This is a genomic window from Burkholderia sp. LMU1-1-1.1 (assembly GCF_040675865.1).
Taxonomy (GTDB): domain Bacteria; phylum Pseudomonadota; class Gammaproteobacteria; order Burkholderiales; family Burkholderiaceae_D; genus Rugamonas.
The window spans coordinates 490,374-506,660 of record NZ_JBEGHG010000001.1 but is presented as its reverse complement, the minus strand read 5'-3'; the positions used below and the strand labels follow the sequence as shown (position 1 = coordinate 506,660).

13 protein-coding genes are annotated in these 16,287 nt (G+C 65.7%); 11 read left to right on the top strand and 2 right to left on the bottom strand.

Annotation, left to right across the window (positions count from 1 at the left end):
- Positions 1 to 256: 256 nt before the first annotated feature.
- From MRBLMU1_RS02005 to MRBLMU1_RS01970, 8 genes are all read left to right on the top strand, one after another.
- Positions 257 to 3,964: a nitrate reductase subunit alpha gene (locus MRBLMU1_RS02005; RefSeq protein WP_363496218.1), complete on the top strand. Its 3,708-nt coding sequence runs from the start codon at positions 257 to 259 to the stop codon at positions 3,962 to 3,964.
- Positions 3,961 to 5,517, top strand: coding sequence for a nitrate reductase subunit beta (gene narH / locus MRBLMU1_RS02000; protein ID WP_363496215.1), 1,557 nt, complete (start codon positions 3,961 to 3,963; stop codon positions 5,515 to 5,517). Before MRBLMU1_RS02005 ends, narH begins: the two co-directional genes overlap by 4 nt.
- Entirely contained in the window at positions 5,510 to 6,193 is a 684-nt protein-coding gene (gene narJ, locus MRBLMU1_RS01995; RefSeq protein WP_363496212.1) for a nitrate reductase molybdenum cofactor assembly chaperone, read from the top strand. Before narH ends, narJ begins: the two co-directional genes overlap by 8 nt.
- An 11-nt stretch (positions 6,194 to 6,204) precedes the next feature.
- Positions 6,205 to 6,888: a respiratory nitrate reductase subunit gamma gene (gene narI, locus MRBLMU1_RS01990; RefSeq protein WP_363496209.1), complete on the top strand. Its 684-nt coding sequence runs from the start codon at positions 6,205 to 6,207 to the stop codon at positions 6,886 to 6,888.
- An 11-nt stretch (positions 6,889 to 6,899) separates the two neighbouring features.
- On the top strand, positions 6,900 to 7,646 hold the full coding sequence (locus MRBLMU1_RS01985; RefSeq protein WP_363496206.1) for a peptidylprolyl isomerase: 747 nt from the start codon (positions 6,900 to 6,902) through the stop codon (positions 7,644 to 7,646).
- Between the two features lie 110 nt (positions 7,647 to 7,756).
- Positions 7,757 to 8,731 carry a GTP 3',8-cyclase MoaA gene (gene moaA, locus MRBLMU1_RS01980; RefSeq protein ID WP_363496203.1) on the top strand — a complete coding sequence of 325 codons (975 nt, stop codon included), beginning with the start codon at positions 7,757 to 7,759 and terminating at the stop codon, positions 8,729 to 8,731.
- A gap of 92 nt (positions 8,732 to 8,823) precedes the next feature.
- Positions 8,824 to 10,773 (top strand): type IV pili methyl-accepting chemotaxis transducer N-terminal domain-containing protein, encoded by a 1,950-nt coding sequence (locus MRBLMU1_RS01975; RefSeq protein ID WP_363496200.1) that lies wholly within the window; start codon positions 8,824 to 8,826, stop codon positions 10,771 to 10,773.
- Between the two features lie 22 nt (positions 10,774 to 10,795).
- Complete coding sequence (locus tag MRBLMU1_RS01970) at positions 10,796 to 11,467, top strand: response regulator (RefSeq protein ID WP_363496197.1); 672 nt, start codon at positions 10,796 to 10,798, stop codon at positions 11,465 to 11,467.
- A 22-nt stretch (positions 11,468 to 11,489) separates the two neighbouring features.
- On the opposite strand, the gene MRBLMU1_RS01965 is transcribed toward MRBLMU1_RS01970, so the two are convergent.
- Entirely contained in the window at positions 11,490 to 11,762 is a 273-nt protein-coding gene (locus MRBLMU1_RS01965) for a heavy-metal-associated domain-containing protein (protein WP_363496194.1), read from the bottom strand.
- Positions 11,763 to 11,959: 197 nt separating this feature from the next.
- Here MRBLMU1_RS01965 and MRBLMU1_RS01960 point away from each other — a divergent pair, with 197 nt between their 5' ends.
- Together MRBLMU1_RS01960 and MRBLMU1_RS01955 are read left to right on the top strand one after the other, a co-directional pair.
- Entirely contained in the window at positions 11,960 to 13,168 is a 1,209-nt protein-coding gene (locus MRBLMU1_RS01960) for an NnrS family protein (RefSeq protein WP_363496191.1), read from the top strand.
- Positions 13,169 to 13,227: 59 nt separating this feature from the next.
- Entirely contained in the window at positions 13,228 to 14,583 is a 1,356-nt protein-coding gene (locus MRBLMU1_RS01955) for a 3-oxoacyl-ACP reductase (RefSeq protein WP_363496188.1), read from the top strand.
- Positions 14,584 to 14,611: 28 nt separating this feature from the next.
- Here the strand turns inward: MRBLMU1_RS01955 and MRBLMU1_RS01950 are convergent, their stop codons facing one another.
- Positions 14,612 to 15,145, bottom strand: coding sequence for an ankyrin repeat domain-containing protein (locus MRBLMU1_RS01950; protein WP_363496185.1), 534 nt, complete (start codon positions 15,143 to 15,145; stop codon positions 14,612 to 14,614).
- A gap of 261 nt (positions 15,146 to 15,406) precedes the next feature.
- Between MRBLMU1_RS01950 and MRBLMU1_RS01945 the strand changes: the two genes are divergently transcribed.
- The gene (locus tag MRBLMU1_RS01945; protein ID WP_363496182.1) at positions 15,407 to 16,261 is read left to right on the top strand and encodes a lipid-binding SYLF domain-containing protein; all 855 of its coding nucleotides are present in this window, start codon (positions 15,407 to 15,409) and stop codon (positions 16,259 to 16,261) included.
- Positions 16,262 to 16,287: the final 26 nt, after the last annotated feature.

Here is a 16,287-nt window from a genome sequence, read left to right as displayed (position 1 = left end):
CCGGCGCCGTCGGTGGCTCATAGATGGCCGATTACGGCGTGCCGCCTAATCCTCCCTACGTGTCTCCGTTGCCTTTTTCATTCCGCCTACTAGTCACTTTTGCCTAGACCGTCTACTCCTTCTCCCACCGCGCAGCCACCTTCTTGCCGATTCACACCACGTATTGCGCTCCGTAGACTGTGTCCCATAGTCGAGTCCGTGCATGTCGCATGCGACCGCATACCTGGCAATCGCCGGGTGCAAGTTAGGAGGCAGCATGAGTCACTTTCTGGATCGCCTGAAGTTCTTCAATAAAACCACGTCGACCTTTTCCAACGGCCACGGCGCCGTCGTGCACGAGGACCGTACCTGGGAAAACGCCTACCGCCAACGCTGGCAGCACGACAAAATCGTGCGCTCCACCCACGGCGTCAACTGCACCGGCTCGTGCAGCTGGAAGGTCTACGTGAAGAACGGCCTGATCACTTGGGAAACCCAGCAAACCGATTACCCGCGCACCCGCCCGGACCTGCCCAACCACGAGCCTCGCGGCTGCCCGCGCGGCGCCAGCTATTCCTGGTACGTCTATTCGGCCCAGCGCGTCAAATACCCGATGGTGCGCGGCCGCCTGATGGAGATGTGGCGCGAAGCGCGCAAGACCATGGACCCGGTCACCGCCTGGGACTACATCAGCCAGAACCCCGAACGCGCGGCCCGCTACAAGTCGATTCGCGGCCTGGGCGGTTTCGTGCGCGCCACCTGGGATGAGAGCAACGAGATGATCGCCGCCGCCAACGCGCTGACGATCAAAAAGCACGGCCCGGACCGCATCGTCGGCTTTTCGCCGATCCCAGCGATGTCGATGGTCAGCTACGCGGCCGGTACGCGCTACCTGTCGCTGATCGGTGGCGTGGCGCTGAGTTTCTACGACTGGTACTGCGATTTGCCGCCGGCCAGCCCGCAGGTGTGGGGCGAACAGACCGACGTGCCTGAATCGGCCGACTGGTACAACTCGACCTACCTGATGGTGTGGGGCTCGAACGTGCCGATGACGCGCACCCCCGACGCCCACTTCTACACCGAAGTGCGCTACAAGGGCACCAAGACGGTGGCCGTGTCGTCCGACTTCGGCGAGATGGCCAAGTTCGGCGACATCTGGCTGGCGCCGAAGCAGGGCACCGACGCCGCGCTGGCGATGGCCATGGGCCACGTGATCCTGAACGAATACCACACTGCGCAGCAGTCGCAGTACTTCAAGGAGTACGCCAAGCAATACACCGACTTTCCGATGCTGGTGCTGCTGAAAGAGCAGAACGGCATCCTGGCGCCCGAATACTTCCTGCGTGCCTCCCACCTGGCCAACAACCTCGACGAGACCAACAATCCCGACTGGAAAACCCTTGTCATCGACGAGGCCAGCGGCCGCATCGTGGCGCCGGCCGGTTCGATCGGCTTCCGCTGGGGCGAGGCCGGCAAGTGGAACCTTGAGATGAAGGAGGGCGGCAACAATGCGCCCGTCGATCCGCAACTGTCCCTGCTCGGCAACAGCGACGAGGTGGTGGCCGTCGGCTTCCCTTACTTCGGCGGCAAGGACTCCACCGACATGCTGATGCGTAACGTGCCGGCCAAGCGCCTGACCTTGGCCGACGGCAGCAGCGTGCTGGTCGCCACCGTGTTCGACCTGACCCTGGCCAACTACGGCATCGATCGTGGCCTGGGCGGCGGCAACGTCGCCACCAGCTACGACGACGACGTCCCGTACACCCCGGCCTGGCAAGTCAAGCACACTGGCGTCAAGGCGGCGGATGTAATCACCGTGGCGCGCCAGTTCGCCGAGAACGCCGACCAGACCCGTGGCAAGAGCATGGTCATCGTCGGCGCCGCGCTGAACCACTGGTATCACATGGACATGACCTATCGCGGCATCATCAATATGCTGATGATGTGCGGCTGCGTCGGCCAGTCGGGCGGCGGCTGGGCGCACTACGTGGGCCAGGAAAAGCTGCGTCCGCAAACCGGCTGGACCCCGCTGGCGTTCGCCCAGGACTGGAACCGTCCGATGCGCCAGATGAACGGCACCTCGTTCTTCTACGCCCACACTAGCCAGTGGCGCCACGAAAAGCTGCACACAGAGGAGATCGCCTCGCCAACGGCCGGTCCGGACGTCGCGCCGATGACCTTGTTGGACTACAACGCCAAGGCCGAGCGCATGGGCTGGCTGCCGTCGGCGCCGCAGCTGCAAACCAATCCGCTGGACGTGACCCGCGCGGCCGCCGCCGCCGGCGTGAGCCCGATCGACTACGCGGTCGACCAGATCAAGAACAAGCAGCTCGAGTTCTCCTGCGACGACCCGGACAATCCGGCCAACTTCCCGCGCAATATGTTCGTCTGGCGCTCGAATATCCTGGGCAGCTCGGGCAAGGGCCACGAGTACTTCCTGAAGTACCTGCTGGGCACGCAGAACGCCTTGATGAGCGACGAGAACAACTGCATCAAGCCGCGCGACGTCAAGGTGCGTCCCGCCGCCGAAGGCAAGCTCGATCTGCTGGTGGTGCTGGACTTCCGCATGTCGACCACCTGCCTGTACGGCGACATCGTGCTGCCGACCGCCACCTGGTACGAAAAGGACGACCTGAACACGTCCGACATGCACCCATTCATCCATCCGCTGTCGGAGGCCGTGCAGCCGCTGTGGCAGTCGAAGTCGGACTGGGAGATTTACAAGGGCATCGCCAAGAAATTCGAGGAAATCGGCGGCGCCTACCTCGGCACCCAGCAGGATCTCGTGCTGACCCCGCTGATGCACGACACCCCCGGCGAACTGGGGCAACCGTTCGATCCGAAGGACTGGCGCGCCGGCGAGTGCGAGCCGATCCCCGGCAAGACGATGCCGAACTTCACCGTGGTAGAGCGCGACTACACCCAGATTTACCAGAAGTTCACCTCGATCGGCCCCTTGCTCGAGAAGCTGGGCAACGGCGGCAAGGGCATCGGCTGGAAGACCGGCCACGAGGTCGACGTGCTGCGCGGCATCAACCGCACGGTGCAGACGCCGGGCGTCGCGCACGGCCAGCCGCGCCTGGACACGGCCATCGACGCCGCCGAGATGATCCTGTCGCTGGCGCCGGAAACCAACGGCCACGTGGCGGTCAAGGCCTGGGACGCGCTGTCGAAGATCACCGGCCGCGACCACACGCACCTGGCGCTGCCGCGCGAGCACGACACGATCCGCTTCCGCGACGTGCAGGCGCAGCCGCGCAAGATCATCTCCTCGCCGACCTGGTCGGGGCTGGAGTCGGAAGAGGTCAGCTACAACGCCTGCTACACCAACGTGCACGAACTGATCCCGTGGCGCACTCTGACCGGCCGCCAGCAGTTTTACCAGGATCACCGCTGGATGCGTGATTTTGGCGAGGGGCTGTGCGTGTACAAGCCGGCCATCAACACCAAGACCACGACGGCGATGCTGGGCGCGGTGCCGAACGGGAACAAGGAGATCGCGCTGAACTTCATCACGCCGCACCAGAAATGGGGCATCCACTCGACCTACTCGGACAACCTGCGCATGTTGACCCTGTCCCGTGGCGGTCCGCACGTGTGGCTGTCGGAGACCGACGCCAGGGAGGCCGGCATCGTCGACAACGACTGGATCGAGGTGTTCAACGTCAACGGCACCCTGACCGCCCGCGCCATCGTCAGCCAGCGCGTGCCGGAGGGGATGACCCTGATGTACCACGCACAGGAAAAGATCATCAACGTGCCGGGTTCTGAGCAGTCGGGCAAGCGCGGCGGCATCCACAACTCGGTCACGCGGGCGGTGACCAAGCCGACCCACATGATCGGCGGCTACGCGCAACTGTCGTGGGGCTTCAACTACTACGGCACCGTCGGTTCGAACCGCGATGAATTCGTATTGGTGCGCAAGATGAACAAGATCGACTGGCTGGAAGGCCCGCTGAAAGAAGAACAAGGGAGCATGGTATGAAAATCAGAGCGCAAATCGGCATGGTGCTGAACCTGGACAAGTGCATCGGCTGCCACACCTGCTCGGTCACGTGTAAAAACGTCTGGACCAGCCGCGACGGCGTCGAGTACGCGTGGTTCAACAACGTCGAGACCAAGCCCGGCATCGGCTATCCGAAGCACTGGGAAAACCAGGACAAGTGGAACGGCGGCTGGCGCCGCACCGACGCCGGCAAGATCGAACCGCGCCAGGGCAGCCGGCTGAAGATCCTGGCGCAGATCTTCGCCAACCCGAACCTGCCGCAGATCGACGAGTATTACGAGCCGTTCACCTACGACTACGAGCGCCTGCAGAACGCGCCGCTGTCGGAGACGCCGCCGACCGCGCGTCCGATCTCCGTCATCACCGGCAAGAAGATGGACAAGATCGAGTGGGGACCGAATTGGGAGGACGACCTGGGCGGCGAGTTCGCCCAGCGCAGCCAGGACACGCTGTTCAACAACATGCAGAAGGAGATGTACGGCACCTTCGAGAACACCTTCATGATGTACCTGCCGCGCCTGTGCGAGCATTGCCTGAACCCGACCTGCGTGGCTTCTTGCCCGTCCGGTTCGGTGTACAAGCGCGAGGACGACGGCATCGTGCTGATCGACCAGGACAAGTGCCGTGGCTGGCGCATGTGCATCTCCGGTTGCCCGTACAAGAAGATCTACTATAACTGGTCGTCCGGCAAGGCCGAGAAGTGCACCTTCTGCTATCCGCGCATCGAGGCGGGCCAGCCGACCGTGTGCTCGGAAACCTGCGTGGGCCGCATCCGCTACCTCGGCGTTCTGCTGTACGACGCCGACAAGATCGAAGCGGCGGCCTCGGTGGCCGATCCGCGCGACCTGTATCCGTCGCAGCTGGGCCTGTTCCTCGATCCGCACGATCCGGCCATCATCGAGGAGGCGCGCCGCCAGGGCATTCCCGACTCCTGGCTGGAATCGGCCAAGCGTTCGCCGGTCTACAAGATGGCGGTCGAATGGAAGGTGGCGTTCCCGCTGCATCCGGAATACCGCACCTTGCCGATGGTGTGGTACATCCCGCCGCTGTCGCCGATCCAGGCCGCCGCCGAGTCTGGCCGCATGGGCAAGAACGGCATCCTGCCGGACACCGCCAGCCTGCGCATTCCGGTGCAGTACCTGGCCAACCTTTTGACTGCCGGCGACCAGCCGCCGATCATCAGCGCGCTCGACCGCATGCTGGCCATGCGCGCCTACATGCGCAGCAAGAGCGTTCTCGGCGTGCCGGACCTCGAGGTCATCAAACAGGTCGGCCTGACGCCGGAGGTGGTCGAGGACATGTACCACATCATGGCCATCGCCAACTACGAGGACCGCTTCGTCATCCCTAGCAGCCACAAGGAAATGGCCGAGGACAGCTTCAACGAGAAGGGCAGCTGCGGCTTCAGCTTCGGCAACGGCTGCTCCGACGGCGTCAGCGACGCCAGCCTGTTCGGCAAGCGCAAGCATGGCTCGGAGATCTTCATGTCGATGCCCAAATCACGCAAGAAAAAGGAGAACGTCGATGTCTGATATCCAACTCCACGCGCACGGTTACCAGGTGCTGTCGGCATTACTGCAGTATCCGGAGCCTGAATTGTTGGCCGAGCAGGCGCAGCTGAACCTGTTGCTGCGGGAAACGCTGCCACGGTGGCACGCCCAACTGGCGCCGCTGTTCGCCCACCTGGGCTGCACCACGCTGATCGACCTGCAACAGCAATACGTGATGACGTTCGACCGCAACCCGTCGCATTCGCTGCATTTGTTCGAGCATATCCACGGCGAATCGCGCGACCGCGGCCAGGCCATGGTAGACCTGCTGGCCGAGTACAGCAAGCACGGCCTGCAAATGGTCGGCGATGACCTGCCGGACTACGTGCCGTTGTTCCTGGAGTTCCTGTCGCAGCAGGACAAGGACGAAACCGAGCGCCTGCTGGGCGACGCCATCCACGTGCTGGCCTACATCGGCCGCAAGCTGCGCGCCAATGGCAGCCCGTACGCCTGCGTGTTCGAGCTGTTGCAGACGCTGACGCCGGTGCAGGCAGAGGAACTGGCCGAGCCGCCGGTACGCGACATGGACGAGGCGCTGGAAACCTTCGGCCCCGGCGCCGACGGCATCGAACCGCTGCTCAAGCCGCACGTGCCGCTGCCGGGCGGCGGCCATCCGGTCAATTTCTATCCCAAGGCGGTAGCGCCGCAGCGTCACTGAAGGAGAGCGCCATGAACTATCTGCATCAATTTTTGTTTGGAATCTACCCCTACCTCGCGCTGGCGATCTTCTTTCTGGGCAGCCTGATCCGCTTCGACCGCGAGCAGTACAGCTGGAAGTCCGAATCCAGCCAGACGCTCAACACCGGCATGCTGCGGCTGGGCAGCCCGCTGTTCCACGTCGGCGTGCTGGGTCTGTTCTTCGGCCACGCCGCCGGCCTGCTAACGCCGGTATGGGTATGGGACACCTTGGGCGTGACCCACGGCGCCAAGCAACTGGTGGCGATGGTGGCCGGCGGCGTGATGGGCACGCTGTGCCTGGTCGGCCTGCTGATGTTGCTGGCGCGCCGGTTCAGCAATGACCGCGTGCGCGCCCGCACCACGTTCAAGGACAAGCTGGTGCTGCTGTGGCTGCTGGCGACCTTGTTGCTGGGGCTGTCGTCGATCTTCGCCTCGGCCGGCCACATGGACGGCCACATGATGGTCTTGTTGATGAGCTGGGCGCAGCACATCGTCACCTTCCGGGGCGACGCCGCCGCCTTCATCGTCGACGCGCCGCTGGTGTTCAAGCTGCACCTGTTCATGGGCATGTCGCTGTTCGTGATCTTCCCGTTCACCCGCCTGGTGCACGTATGGAGCGGCTTCGGCGCGCTCGGCTACCTGGGCCGCGCCTATCAACTGGTGCGTTCGCGCTAAAGGAGAACGATATGGGTATCGCAGTCAACGGCATCGACATCGACGACAGCGCCATCGAGGCGGAGATCGGCCATCACAAGGGGGCGGACAACCCGCTGCGCGAGGCGGTGCATGAAGTGGTGCTGCGCCAGGTGCTGTTGCAGGAGGCGCGCCGGCTGGGGATCGAAGGCGGCAGCGACGACGACCGCATCGAGGCGCTGTTCGTGCGCGAGGTGACGGTGCCGCAGGCGGATGAGGCGGCCTGCCTGCGCTTTTACCAGAGCCGGCCGGAGCGTTTCCGTAGCGGCGACCTGGTCGAGGCGCGCCACATCCTGTTCCAGGTGACGCCGGCCGCGCCGCTGGAACTGCTGCGTCAGACGGCCGAGCTGATCCTGGCCGAGCTGCAGGCGCGGCCGGAGCGTTTCGAGGAGCTGGCGCGGCAGTATTCGAACTGTCCTTCTGGCGCCGTCGGCGGCAGCCTGGGGCAGCTGGCGCGCGGCCAATGCGTGCCGGAGTTCGACGAGTTGTTGTTCCGTCTGCGGCAGGGCGAGCTGGCGGGTCGTCTGCTGGAGACGCGCTTCGGCTTGCATATCGTGCAGGCGCAGCGCCGCATCGACGGCAAGCCGATCCCGTACGAGACGGTGCGGGCGCAGATCGGCGACGAGTTGCAGCGGCATGCTTGGCAGCGGGCGCTGCACCAGTACATGCATATCCTGGTAGGCAAGGCCGGCATCGAGGGTATCGATCTGGAAGGCGCCAGTTCGCCGTTGGTACAGTGATAACAGGCGGGATAGTCACAAAGAACTATCCCGCCTAGCCCCTCATGCCCAGTGCCAAGCGCAGCTGCCGCCACTACAATGGCCTCACACCATACAACAGGAGAGCGACGATGTTAAGCGACCGGTTTGGTCGATCGATCGACTATCTGCGGGTATCGGTCACCGACCGCTGCGACTTGCGCTGCACGTATTGCATGCCCAAGGATTTCAAAGGCTACGAAGACCCGCCGGACTGGCTCAGCTTTGACGAGATCGAACGGGTCGTCGCCGCCTTCGCCCGCCTGGGCACCTCGCGCGTGCGCCTGACCGGCGGCGAGCCGCTGACCAGGCGCCATATTCCCCAGTTGGCCGCGCGCCTGTCGGCCTTGCCGGGCGTGCGCGACCTGTCGCTGTCGACCAACGGCACCCGGCTGGCGCGCCACGCGGCGGCGTTGAAGGCGGCTGGCGTTACGCGCGTCAACGTCAGCCTGGACACGCTGGACCGCGACTGTATGGCCGGCATCACCGGCCGCGATTGCCTGCCGGCCGTACTGGAAGGCCTGCAGGCGGCCAAGGCGGCCGGCCTGGCGCCCGTCAAGATCAACATGGTCGCGATGCGCGGCGTCAACGACGCCGAGATCGACGCCATGGCCGCCTTTTGTATAGAACAAAGCTTCATGCTGCGCCTGATCGAGGTCATGCCCATGGGCGAGACCGGCCGGAACACGGCCTACCTGAACCTGGCGCCGGTGCAGGCCCGGCTGGCCGAGAAGTTCGGCCTGCGGCCGCAGGCGCTGGAGCTGGGCGGCGGACCGGCGCGCTACTGGTCGACGGCCGACGGCAGCGCCAGCATCGGCTACATCACGCCGCTGTCCCAGCACTTCTGCGCCACCTGCAACCGGGTCCGCCTGTCGGTCGACGGCACCTTGTACCTGTGCCTCGGGCAGGAGCGGCAGTTCCCGCTGCGGCCGCTGCTGCGCGGCGGCGCCACCGACGCCGAACTGGAGCAGGCGATCCGCGAGGCCATCGAGCTCAAGCCGCAAGAGCACGACTTCGGCCGCCAGCCCGGGAAGATCGTGCGCTTCATGTCGCAAACCGGTGGCTGACGGCCTCTGCCGCCGGTTATACTTGCCCCTTGTCTTAGATTAACGGAGTCGTCGATGCCGCATCCCGCCCCATCCTATCGGCGTGCTCCGCCATGCTGAAGCCCCAGCTGTTCGCCGGTTGGCAAAAACTGTCGACCCGCATCGTCGGCTTGCTGCTGAGTTTCCTGGCGGTGGCGCTGCTGGTGATCGGCTCGACACTGTTGCTCTCCTGGCAGCTCGAGGGCAGCGCCGCCGCGATCAACGTCGCCGGCAGCCTGCGCATGGACAGCTACCGGCTGGCGATGCTGGCCGGCCAGCTGGACACGCCAGCCGGCCGCGCCGACCCCACCGCCGCCAGCCTGGTTGGCGCGCAGATGACGCGCATCGACGCCACGCTCGCGCTGCTCGAGCACGGCGACCCGCAGCGCCCGCTGTTCCTGCCGCCGACCGCCGTCATCCGGGGCGTGTTCGCCGAGGTGCGCCAACAGTGGCGCACCGAGCTGGCCCCGCGCACCGGCGCCTTGTTGGCGCGCTATCCGACGCCGCCGGCCGAGGTGCGCGCGCTGCAACAACAGCTCGGCGAGCGCTTCGTGCACCGTGTCGACCAGTTGGTCCAGCACATCGAACGCGACAGCGAGGGACGCACATTCTGGCTGCGCGCCTCGCAACTGTTGCTGCTGGCGTTGGCGCTGGTGGGTACGGTGAGCATCATCTACCTGCTGTTCGACATGATCGTGGCGCCGGTGACACGCTTGCAGGGCGGCCTGGAGCGCATGCGCGAGCAGGACTTCAGCGTGCGCCTGCCGGTCGACAGCAGCGACGAATTCGGCGCGCTGGCGAACGGCTTCAACCAGATGGCCGACAAGCTCCAGGATTCCTACGCCCACCTCGAGGAGCGGGTCCGTACCAAGACCGCCGAACTGGAGCAGCAGAACCGCGAACTTGCGCTGTTGTACGACAGCGCCGCCTTCCTGCAACAGCCGCAATCGGCCGAGGCGATGTGCGAAGGCTTCCTGAAGCGCATCAGCGACTATTTCAAGGCCGACGGCGGTTCGGTGCGTATCCTCGACCCGAACCGGGGCAACCTGCACATGCTGGTGCATCACGGCATTTCCGAAAAACTGGTCGAGACCGAGCGCTGCCTCAAGGTGGGCGAATGCCTGTGCGGCGAGGCCGTGGTCAGCAAGCTGGCGGTGATCCATGACCTGCGGCGCATGGATCGCGGCCACACCCTGCAGTGCCACCGCGAGGGCTTCGCCACAATCTCGATCTTCCATATCTTCGCACAGCGCCAGCACCTGGGCTTCTTCAACCTGCATTTCCGAAAGACGACCGTGTTCACCGCGGCGCAGACGGCCTTGCTGGAGACGCTGGGCCAACTGCTGGGCACCGCCATCGAGAACCAGCGCCTGCAGGGACGCGACCGTGAACTGGCCATTTCCGAGGAGCGCAATCTGGTCGCGCAGGGTCTGCACGACAGCATCGCCCAGGGCCTGAACTTCCTGAACCTGCAAGTGCAGATGCTGGAACAGTCGCTCAAGGTCGGCCGCGTCGACGAGATCGAGAGCATCGTCCCGGCCCTGCGCGCCGGCGTCGAGGAGAGCTACCAGGACGTGCGCGAGCTGCTGCACAACTTCCGCACCCGTCTTCAGGAAGGCAACCTGGTGACGTCGCTGGAAACGGTGGTCGACAAGTTCCGCCGGCAGAGCGGCATCGCCGTCGATTTCGCCGCCGACAGCGACGGCGCGCCGTTCCCGCGCGAGCACCAGCTGCAACTGTTGTTCATCGTGCAGGAGGCGCTGTCGAACGTGCGCAAGCACGCTTCGGCGCGCCAGGTGCGCATCAAGCTCACAGACGGCGAGGATTTCGACCTGAGCATCGGCGACGACGGCCATGGCTTCGATCCCAAGGGACTCGACGCCAAGGGCGGCGCCCATGTCGGCATCACCATCATGCGCGAACGCGCGCAACGCATCGATGCCCGGCTGGACGTCGAGTCCGCGCCCGGCGCCGGCACCGTCGTGCGCGTGCACCTTGGCCGCGCCCAGCGGCGCGCGGCGTAATCATTCAAGAGAGGCTACACCCATGCAAACCAATCCGGATTCCAACGCCATCAGCGTGCTGCTGGTCGACGACCACACCTTGTTCCGCAGCGGCATACGCTCGCTGCTGCAGCGCCATCCGGAGTTCAACGTGGTGGGCGAGGCCGCCGACGGCTTCGAGGGCATCAAGCGCGCGCTGCAACTACAGCCGCAGGTGGTGCTGCTGGACCTGAACATGCCGGGCATGTCGGGCGTGGAAACGCTGCAGCTGATGCGCCAGGATTGCCCCGACACCGCCATCGTCATGCTGACCGTGTCCGAGGACGCCGAGGATCTGAGCACGGCGCTCAAGGCCGGCGCCAGCGGCTATCTGCTCAAGAACATCGACACCGACTACCTGACGCGTGCGATCCGCCGCGCCGCCGCCGGCGAGACCGTGGTGGCCGAGGCGATGACGGCCAAGCTGGTGGCGCAGCTGCAAAGCGGTGCGGCGGCGCCGGTGGCCTCCGAGCTAGACAAGTTGACGCCGCGCGAGCGCGAAATCCTCGATTGCCTGGCGCGCGGCGAGAGCAACAAGAGCATCGCCCGCAATCTGGAACTGGCGGAAAGCACGGTCAAGATCCATGTCCAGAACGTGCTGAAAAAGCTCAAGCTCAGCAGCCGGGTGCAGGCGGCGGTGTATGCCGTCGAGCACCGCATGCAGGGCGGCGGCTGATGCGCCGCCGCCTGGACTGCGGTCAACCGCCGCAGCAGCCACCGCAGCAACCGCCGGCGTTGGCTTTTGGCTCTGGCGCGCCGTCGTTCGGATAGGACGGATAACCGGCCAGCGCGAGGGCGCGCGTGAGCAGGTGCGGCGACGTCAGCGTTTCGTCGACGCGCATGATCGCAATGCCGTCGCGCAGCGAGACGCTCACTTCGCTCACGCCGTTTGTTTCATTGAGAATTTGGGCGACCTTGTCGGCGCAGGCTTCGCCATCCATGGCGTCAATTTTCAGTACTGTGGTGTGCATCGCATTTCCTCGTTTGGTGTATCGGCTGAATCAACCCCTACAGGCTAAGCGAAAGCGGCGCGGCGGTCGATGCCTGTGGGCCGCTCGCGGCCGGTATTTTCGATTTCCTTGATGCAGGTTAAGCCGATTGGGCGCTGGTCTTCACAGGTACTGACACCGCGCAGACAATATGCCGGAACTCTAAAGGAATGACGATCATGACCTTGCTGCATATCGAAGAACCCGCGGCCCGAGCGGGCGCCTGGCACACCGGCCACCCTTTGTGGCGGCTGGGGTTCCGCCCCTTCTACCTGGGCGCGGCGCTGTTCGCGGCGCTGTCCATCCCGCTGTGGATGGCGCAGTATTTCGGCTGGATACGGGGTGGCCTCGCCAGCCTGCTGCATGTCGGCTTCGCCTGGCACATGCACGAAATGGTGTTCGGCATGGCGGCCGCCGTGGTGGTGGGATTTCTTTACACGGCGGCGTTCAACTGGACCGGCCTGTGGACGCCTGTGCGCGGCAAGCTGGCCGCGCTGGTGATGCTGTGGTTGCTGGGCCGGGTGGCGATGCTGCTGGCGCCGCCACTGGCCGCCGCCATTGTCGACTGGACGTTCCTGCCGCTGGCCGCCTGGCCGTTGTGGCGCGTGATGCGCCAGTCCGGCAACAAACGCAACTACTTCCTGGTCGTCCTGCTGGGCCTGATGGCGCTGGCCAACGGCGTGTTCCACGCAATCACCCTGGGCTGGCTAGCGCAGGCGCCGTTGGCGCCGATACAGGCCGCCATCCTGGTGATCGTCATCATGGAGACGGCCATCGGAACCCGCATCATCCCCATGTTCACGCGCAACGGCGCGCCGGGCACCACGCCGCTGGTGCAGCCGATGCTCGACCGTGTGTCGCTCGGCCTGTTGACGGCGTCAGCCCTGGCGTGGGTGGCGGCCGCGCCGGCTTGGCTGTTCGGGCCGCTGGCGCTGGCCGCGGCGGCGCTGGTGCTGCTGCGCTTGTGGCGCTGGCAGGCGTTGCGCACGCTGTCGGTGCCGCTGTTGTGGATCATGCACCTGTCGTATGCGTGGATCGCGGTCGGCTTCGTGCTGCTCGCGCTGTCGAGCTGGAAGTTGGTGAGCGCCAGTGCCGGATTCCACGCGCTGGCCGTTGGATCGATGGCGGGACTGATCCTGGGCATGATGACGCGTACGACCTTGGGCCACACCGGACGTCCGCTCAAGGCGGGCCGGGCCGAGCGCGCCATGTTCGTGCTGATCCAGCTCAGCGCCCTGTCGCGCGTGCTGTCGGCGCTGGGCTGGGACAATGCGGGCGGCTCGCTGCTGCTGGCCAGCGCCGCCTGTTGGGCGGTCGCGTTCGGCCTGTATGCGCTGGTCTACCGTCCGTACCTGGCTAACGCGCGGGTGGACGGCAAACCGGGTTAGCACGGAGCCCGCCGGCGATGCGGGCATAATACTGTGTTTCCCGTCTCGAAGAAAAACACATGTCGGATTTGTTAATGCGCTTGAATGGCAACCCGCTCACCGGCGCCATCGCCAAGGCGATCGGCCTGCCGAACCCCGTGCCGCTGTCGCGCGAGGCGGGTCCTTATGTGGAGCGGCCGTTCGATGGCAAGCGCGTGCTGTTGTGCCGAACCGCCGGCGGCTATGCGGCCGACGCCATGGCGGCGGCCTTGGCGCGCGCCGGCGCGGCAACGCTGGACGCACCGCCCGCCGACGCCGGGCCGCTCGATATCGTGGCGATGGACGCGACCGGCTGCGTGACGCCGCAGGATTATCGGGCGTTGTACGACGGCTTGCATCCCGTCGTGCGGCGGCTGGTCCGCAATGGCCGGGTACTGGTGCTGGCGGCCGATCCCGGCGCGGCGGCCACGCCCGTCGCCGCCGCCGTTGCGCGTGGTGTCGAGGGATTCGTGCGGTCGCTGGCGAAGGAGATCGGCGCGAAGGGCATCACCGTCAATCTCGGCTATGTGGCCCGCGACGCGCTCGACCGGCTCGACGGCCCGTTGCGGTTCTTCTGCGGCGCCCGCGCCACCTATGTGACCGGTCAGGCTTTTCACCTCGCCGGCAGCGTCGCCGCACCCGCCGGCATGCCCTCGACGCAGGTCTTGTCCGGTAAGGTCGCGCTGGTGACGGGTGCCGCCAGGGGCATCGGACTGGCCGTGGTGGAGCGGCTGGCGCAGGAGGGCGCCACCGTGGTCGCGCTCGACGTGCCGGGCGCGGCGGAGGAGTTGCACAAGGCCTGCGGCCGCTACGCCGCCGTTCCCTTCCTGGCCGATATCGCGGCGCCGGACACCGCGGAGCGCCTGGCCGGCTTCCTGCTCGAACGCTTCGGTGGCGTCGACATCGTGGTCCACAACGCGGGCATCACGCGCGACCGCACGCTGGCCAATATGCAGGAACATTTCTGGGATCTGGTGGTGCAGGTCAACCTGGCCGCCGTGATGGCGATCGACCAGCAATTCCTTGAGCGCGGCGTGCTGCGGGACGAGGGCCGCATAGTCTGCCTGTCGTCGGTCAGCGGCGTGGCGGGAAACTTCGGGCAGACCAACTACGCGGCGTCGAAGGCCGCGCTGATCGGTTATGTGGCGGCCCAGGCGCCGCTGCTGGCGCCGCGCGGCATCTGCATCAACGCCGTGGCGCCGGGCTTTATCGACACGCCGATGACCGACGCCATGCCCATGGTCGTGCGGGAGATCGGCCGGCGCCTGAATTCCGTCAAGCAGAGCGGTCAACCGCGCGACGTCGCCGAACCGATTACCTTCCTTGCCACCCCGGGCGCGTTCGGCATCAGTGGCGCGACCCTGCGCGTTTGCGGGCAGGGCTTGATCGGGGCGTGACGCTGGAGCGCGGCAATCGCGGCGTGGCTTACGGGTTTTTTGCAGCCAGCAGGGCGGCCGTATCCTTCGCCCCCATCGTCTGCGCCAGCGAGATCGCCGTCATGCCCCGGCTGTCGACCGCGTCGACGGCCGCGCCGCGCTCGATCAATAGATTGAGGATATCGGTGCGGTTGAACATGGCCGCCATCATCAGCGGCGTCTTGCCGTCCGGACTGGCGCCCTCGATGTCCGCGCCATGGGCCAGCAGCAGTTCGGCGATGTCCAGGTAGCCTTTGTAGGCGACGCCGGCCAGCGGCGTCTGTCCCTGATCGTTGGCGACGTTCGGATCGGCGCCGGCTTCGAGCAGCACGCGCGCCGTGTCCAGGTGGCCGTGGTAGCACGCCAGCATGATCAGGCTGTCGCCCTTTTCATTGCGGAAGCCGACGGGCAGGCCCTTGGCCACCATCCCGGCCAGGCGCTCCGCTTCGCCGGCTCGCACCAGCGTGAATACACCGCGTATGAATTCCAGGGTTTCGGCGTCCATCGCCGGGGCGGGCGTTGCCGCCTTTTCATTCTCTGCCATGTCTAGCCTTCATCAAGTTATTTCGGGGTAACGATAAGTATGCCTGAGTTCAATTTTAAGCGATGTACGCTGTCGCACGTGCAAGGCAGGGTCGCACGCATAGCAGGCTCGAGACCTGATGTTCTTGCGCCGGCGCAGGTGCGGGTCGGTTTTTTCGCACACTTTGTGTGAGATCAAAGGCGTTGCCGGACCTCCGGCGCTAGCATGATTTGGGTACGCACCTGCGTACGACATTGTATGGAGCGCACAAAGGGGGAAACTATGATGATCGAGCGTAAAAAGCAGGCGGGAGCGCTAGCATGGGTGGCCGCGACGTTGCTGTCCGGCGCGGCGGTGGCCCAGTCTGGAAGCGGGCAGAGCGGCCAAAGCGGCCAAAGCGGCACCAGCGGACAAAGCGGACAAAGCGGACAAAGCGGACAAACCGGATCGAGCGGACAGGGTGGCTCGGCAAGCCAGACCGGTGAGAGCGCCCGGAGCGGGCGTAGCGACACGGGCAGTCTCGGCGCCAAGCCCGCTCAGCGGGCATCGCAACGCGTCAGCGACGCGCTGTCGGTGGTGCGCCAGCTGGAGGCGGAACCGCGCATGAAACAATTGTTGCAACAGGCAAAAGGCGTGCTGATTGTTCCATCGTATGGACGGGCGGCGCTGGGCGTGGGCGCCCATGGCGGTGCCGGCTTGCTACTGCTGAAACGGTCCGACGGCAGTTGGAGCGGGCCGGCGTTCTACGACCTCGGCGGCTTGACGGTCGGTCTTCAGGCCGGCGTGGAAGGCGGGCCGGTCGCGCTGGTTCTCAACAATGAGAAGGCGGTCAACGAGTTCATGAAGAAAAACAATCTTGCCCTGAGCGCCGATGCCGGCCTTACCGTGTTGAACTGGAGCAGGCTGGCGCAGGGAACGGCGGGCACCGGCGATGTCGTGGCCTGGAGCGGGACCAAGGGCTTGTTCGGCGACGTGGCGGCGGTGGGCGTCAATGATATCCGCTTCAACCAAAGCCTGACCAATGCCTATTACGGCCGGACGCTGTCGCCAAGGGAGATCGCGGCGGGCACCGTCAGCAACCCGCAGGCCGAGCCGTTGCAGCAGGCGCTGGGCCAGGCGGCGACCATCGCCCGTTGATGCCAGGGGCGCCGCCCCTCCGCCGC

Bases quoted from the DNA above. Each gene is read 5' to 3' on its own strand.
- moaA (WP_363496203.1), top strand. From the start codon at position 7,757: ATGTTAAGCGACCGGTTTGGTCGATCGATCGACTATCTGCGGGTATCG.
- MRBLMU1_RS01955 (WP_363496188.1), top strand. From the start codon at position 13,228: ATGTCGGATTTGTTAATGCGCTTGAATGGCAACCCGCTCACCGGCGCC.
- MRBLMU1_RS01945 (WP_363496182.1), top strand. From the start codon at position 15,407: ATGATGATCGAGCGTAAAAAGCAGGCGGGAGCGCTAGCATGGGTGGCC.
- MRBLMU1_RS01965 (WP_363496194.1), bottom strand. From the start codon at position 11,762: ATGCACACCACAGTACTGAAAATTGACGCCATGGATGGCGAAGCCTGC.
- MRBLMU1_RS01960 (WP_363496191.1), top strand. From the start codon at position 11,960: ATGACCTTGCTGCATATCGAAGAACCCGCGGCCCGAGCGGGCGCCTGG.
- narH (WP_363496215.1), top strand. From the start codon at position 3,961: ATGAAAATCAGAGCGCAAATCGGCATGGTGCTGAACCTGGACAAGTGC.
- MRBLMU1_RS01970 (WP_363496197.1), top strand. From the start codon at position 10,796: ATGCAAACCAATCCGGATTCCAACGCCATCAGCGTGCTGCTGGTCGAC.
- MRBLMU1_RS01950 (WP_363496185.1), bottom strand. From the start codon at position 15,145: ATGGCAGAGAATGAAAAGGCGGCAACGCCCGCCCCGGCGATGGACGCC.
- MRBLMU1_RS02005 (WP_363496218.1), top strand. From the start codon at position 257: ATGAGTCACTTTCTGGATCGCCTGAAGTTCTTCAATAAAACCACGTCG.
- MRBLMU1_RS01975 (WP_363496200.1), top strand. From the start codon at position 8,824: ATGCTGAAGCCCCAGCTGTTCGCCGGTTGGCAAAAACTGTCGACCCGC.
- narI (WP_363496209.1), top strand. From the start codon at position 6,205: ATGAACTATCTGCATCAATTTTTGTTTGGAATCTACCCCTACCTCGCG.
- MRBLMU1_RS01985 (WP_363496206.1), top strand. From the start codon at position 6,900: ATGGGTATCGCAGTCAACGGCATCGACATCGACGACAGCGCCATCGAG.
- narJ (WP_363496212.1), top strand. From the start codon at position 5,510: ATGTCTGATATCCAACTCCACGCGCACGGTTACCAGGTGCTGTCGGCA.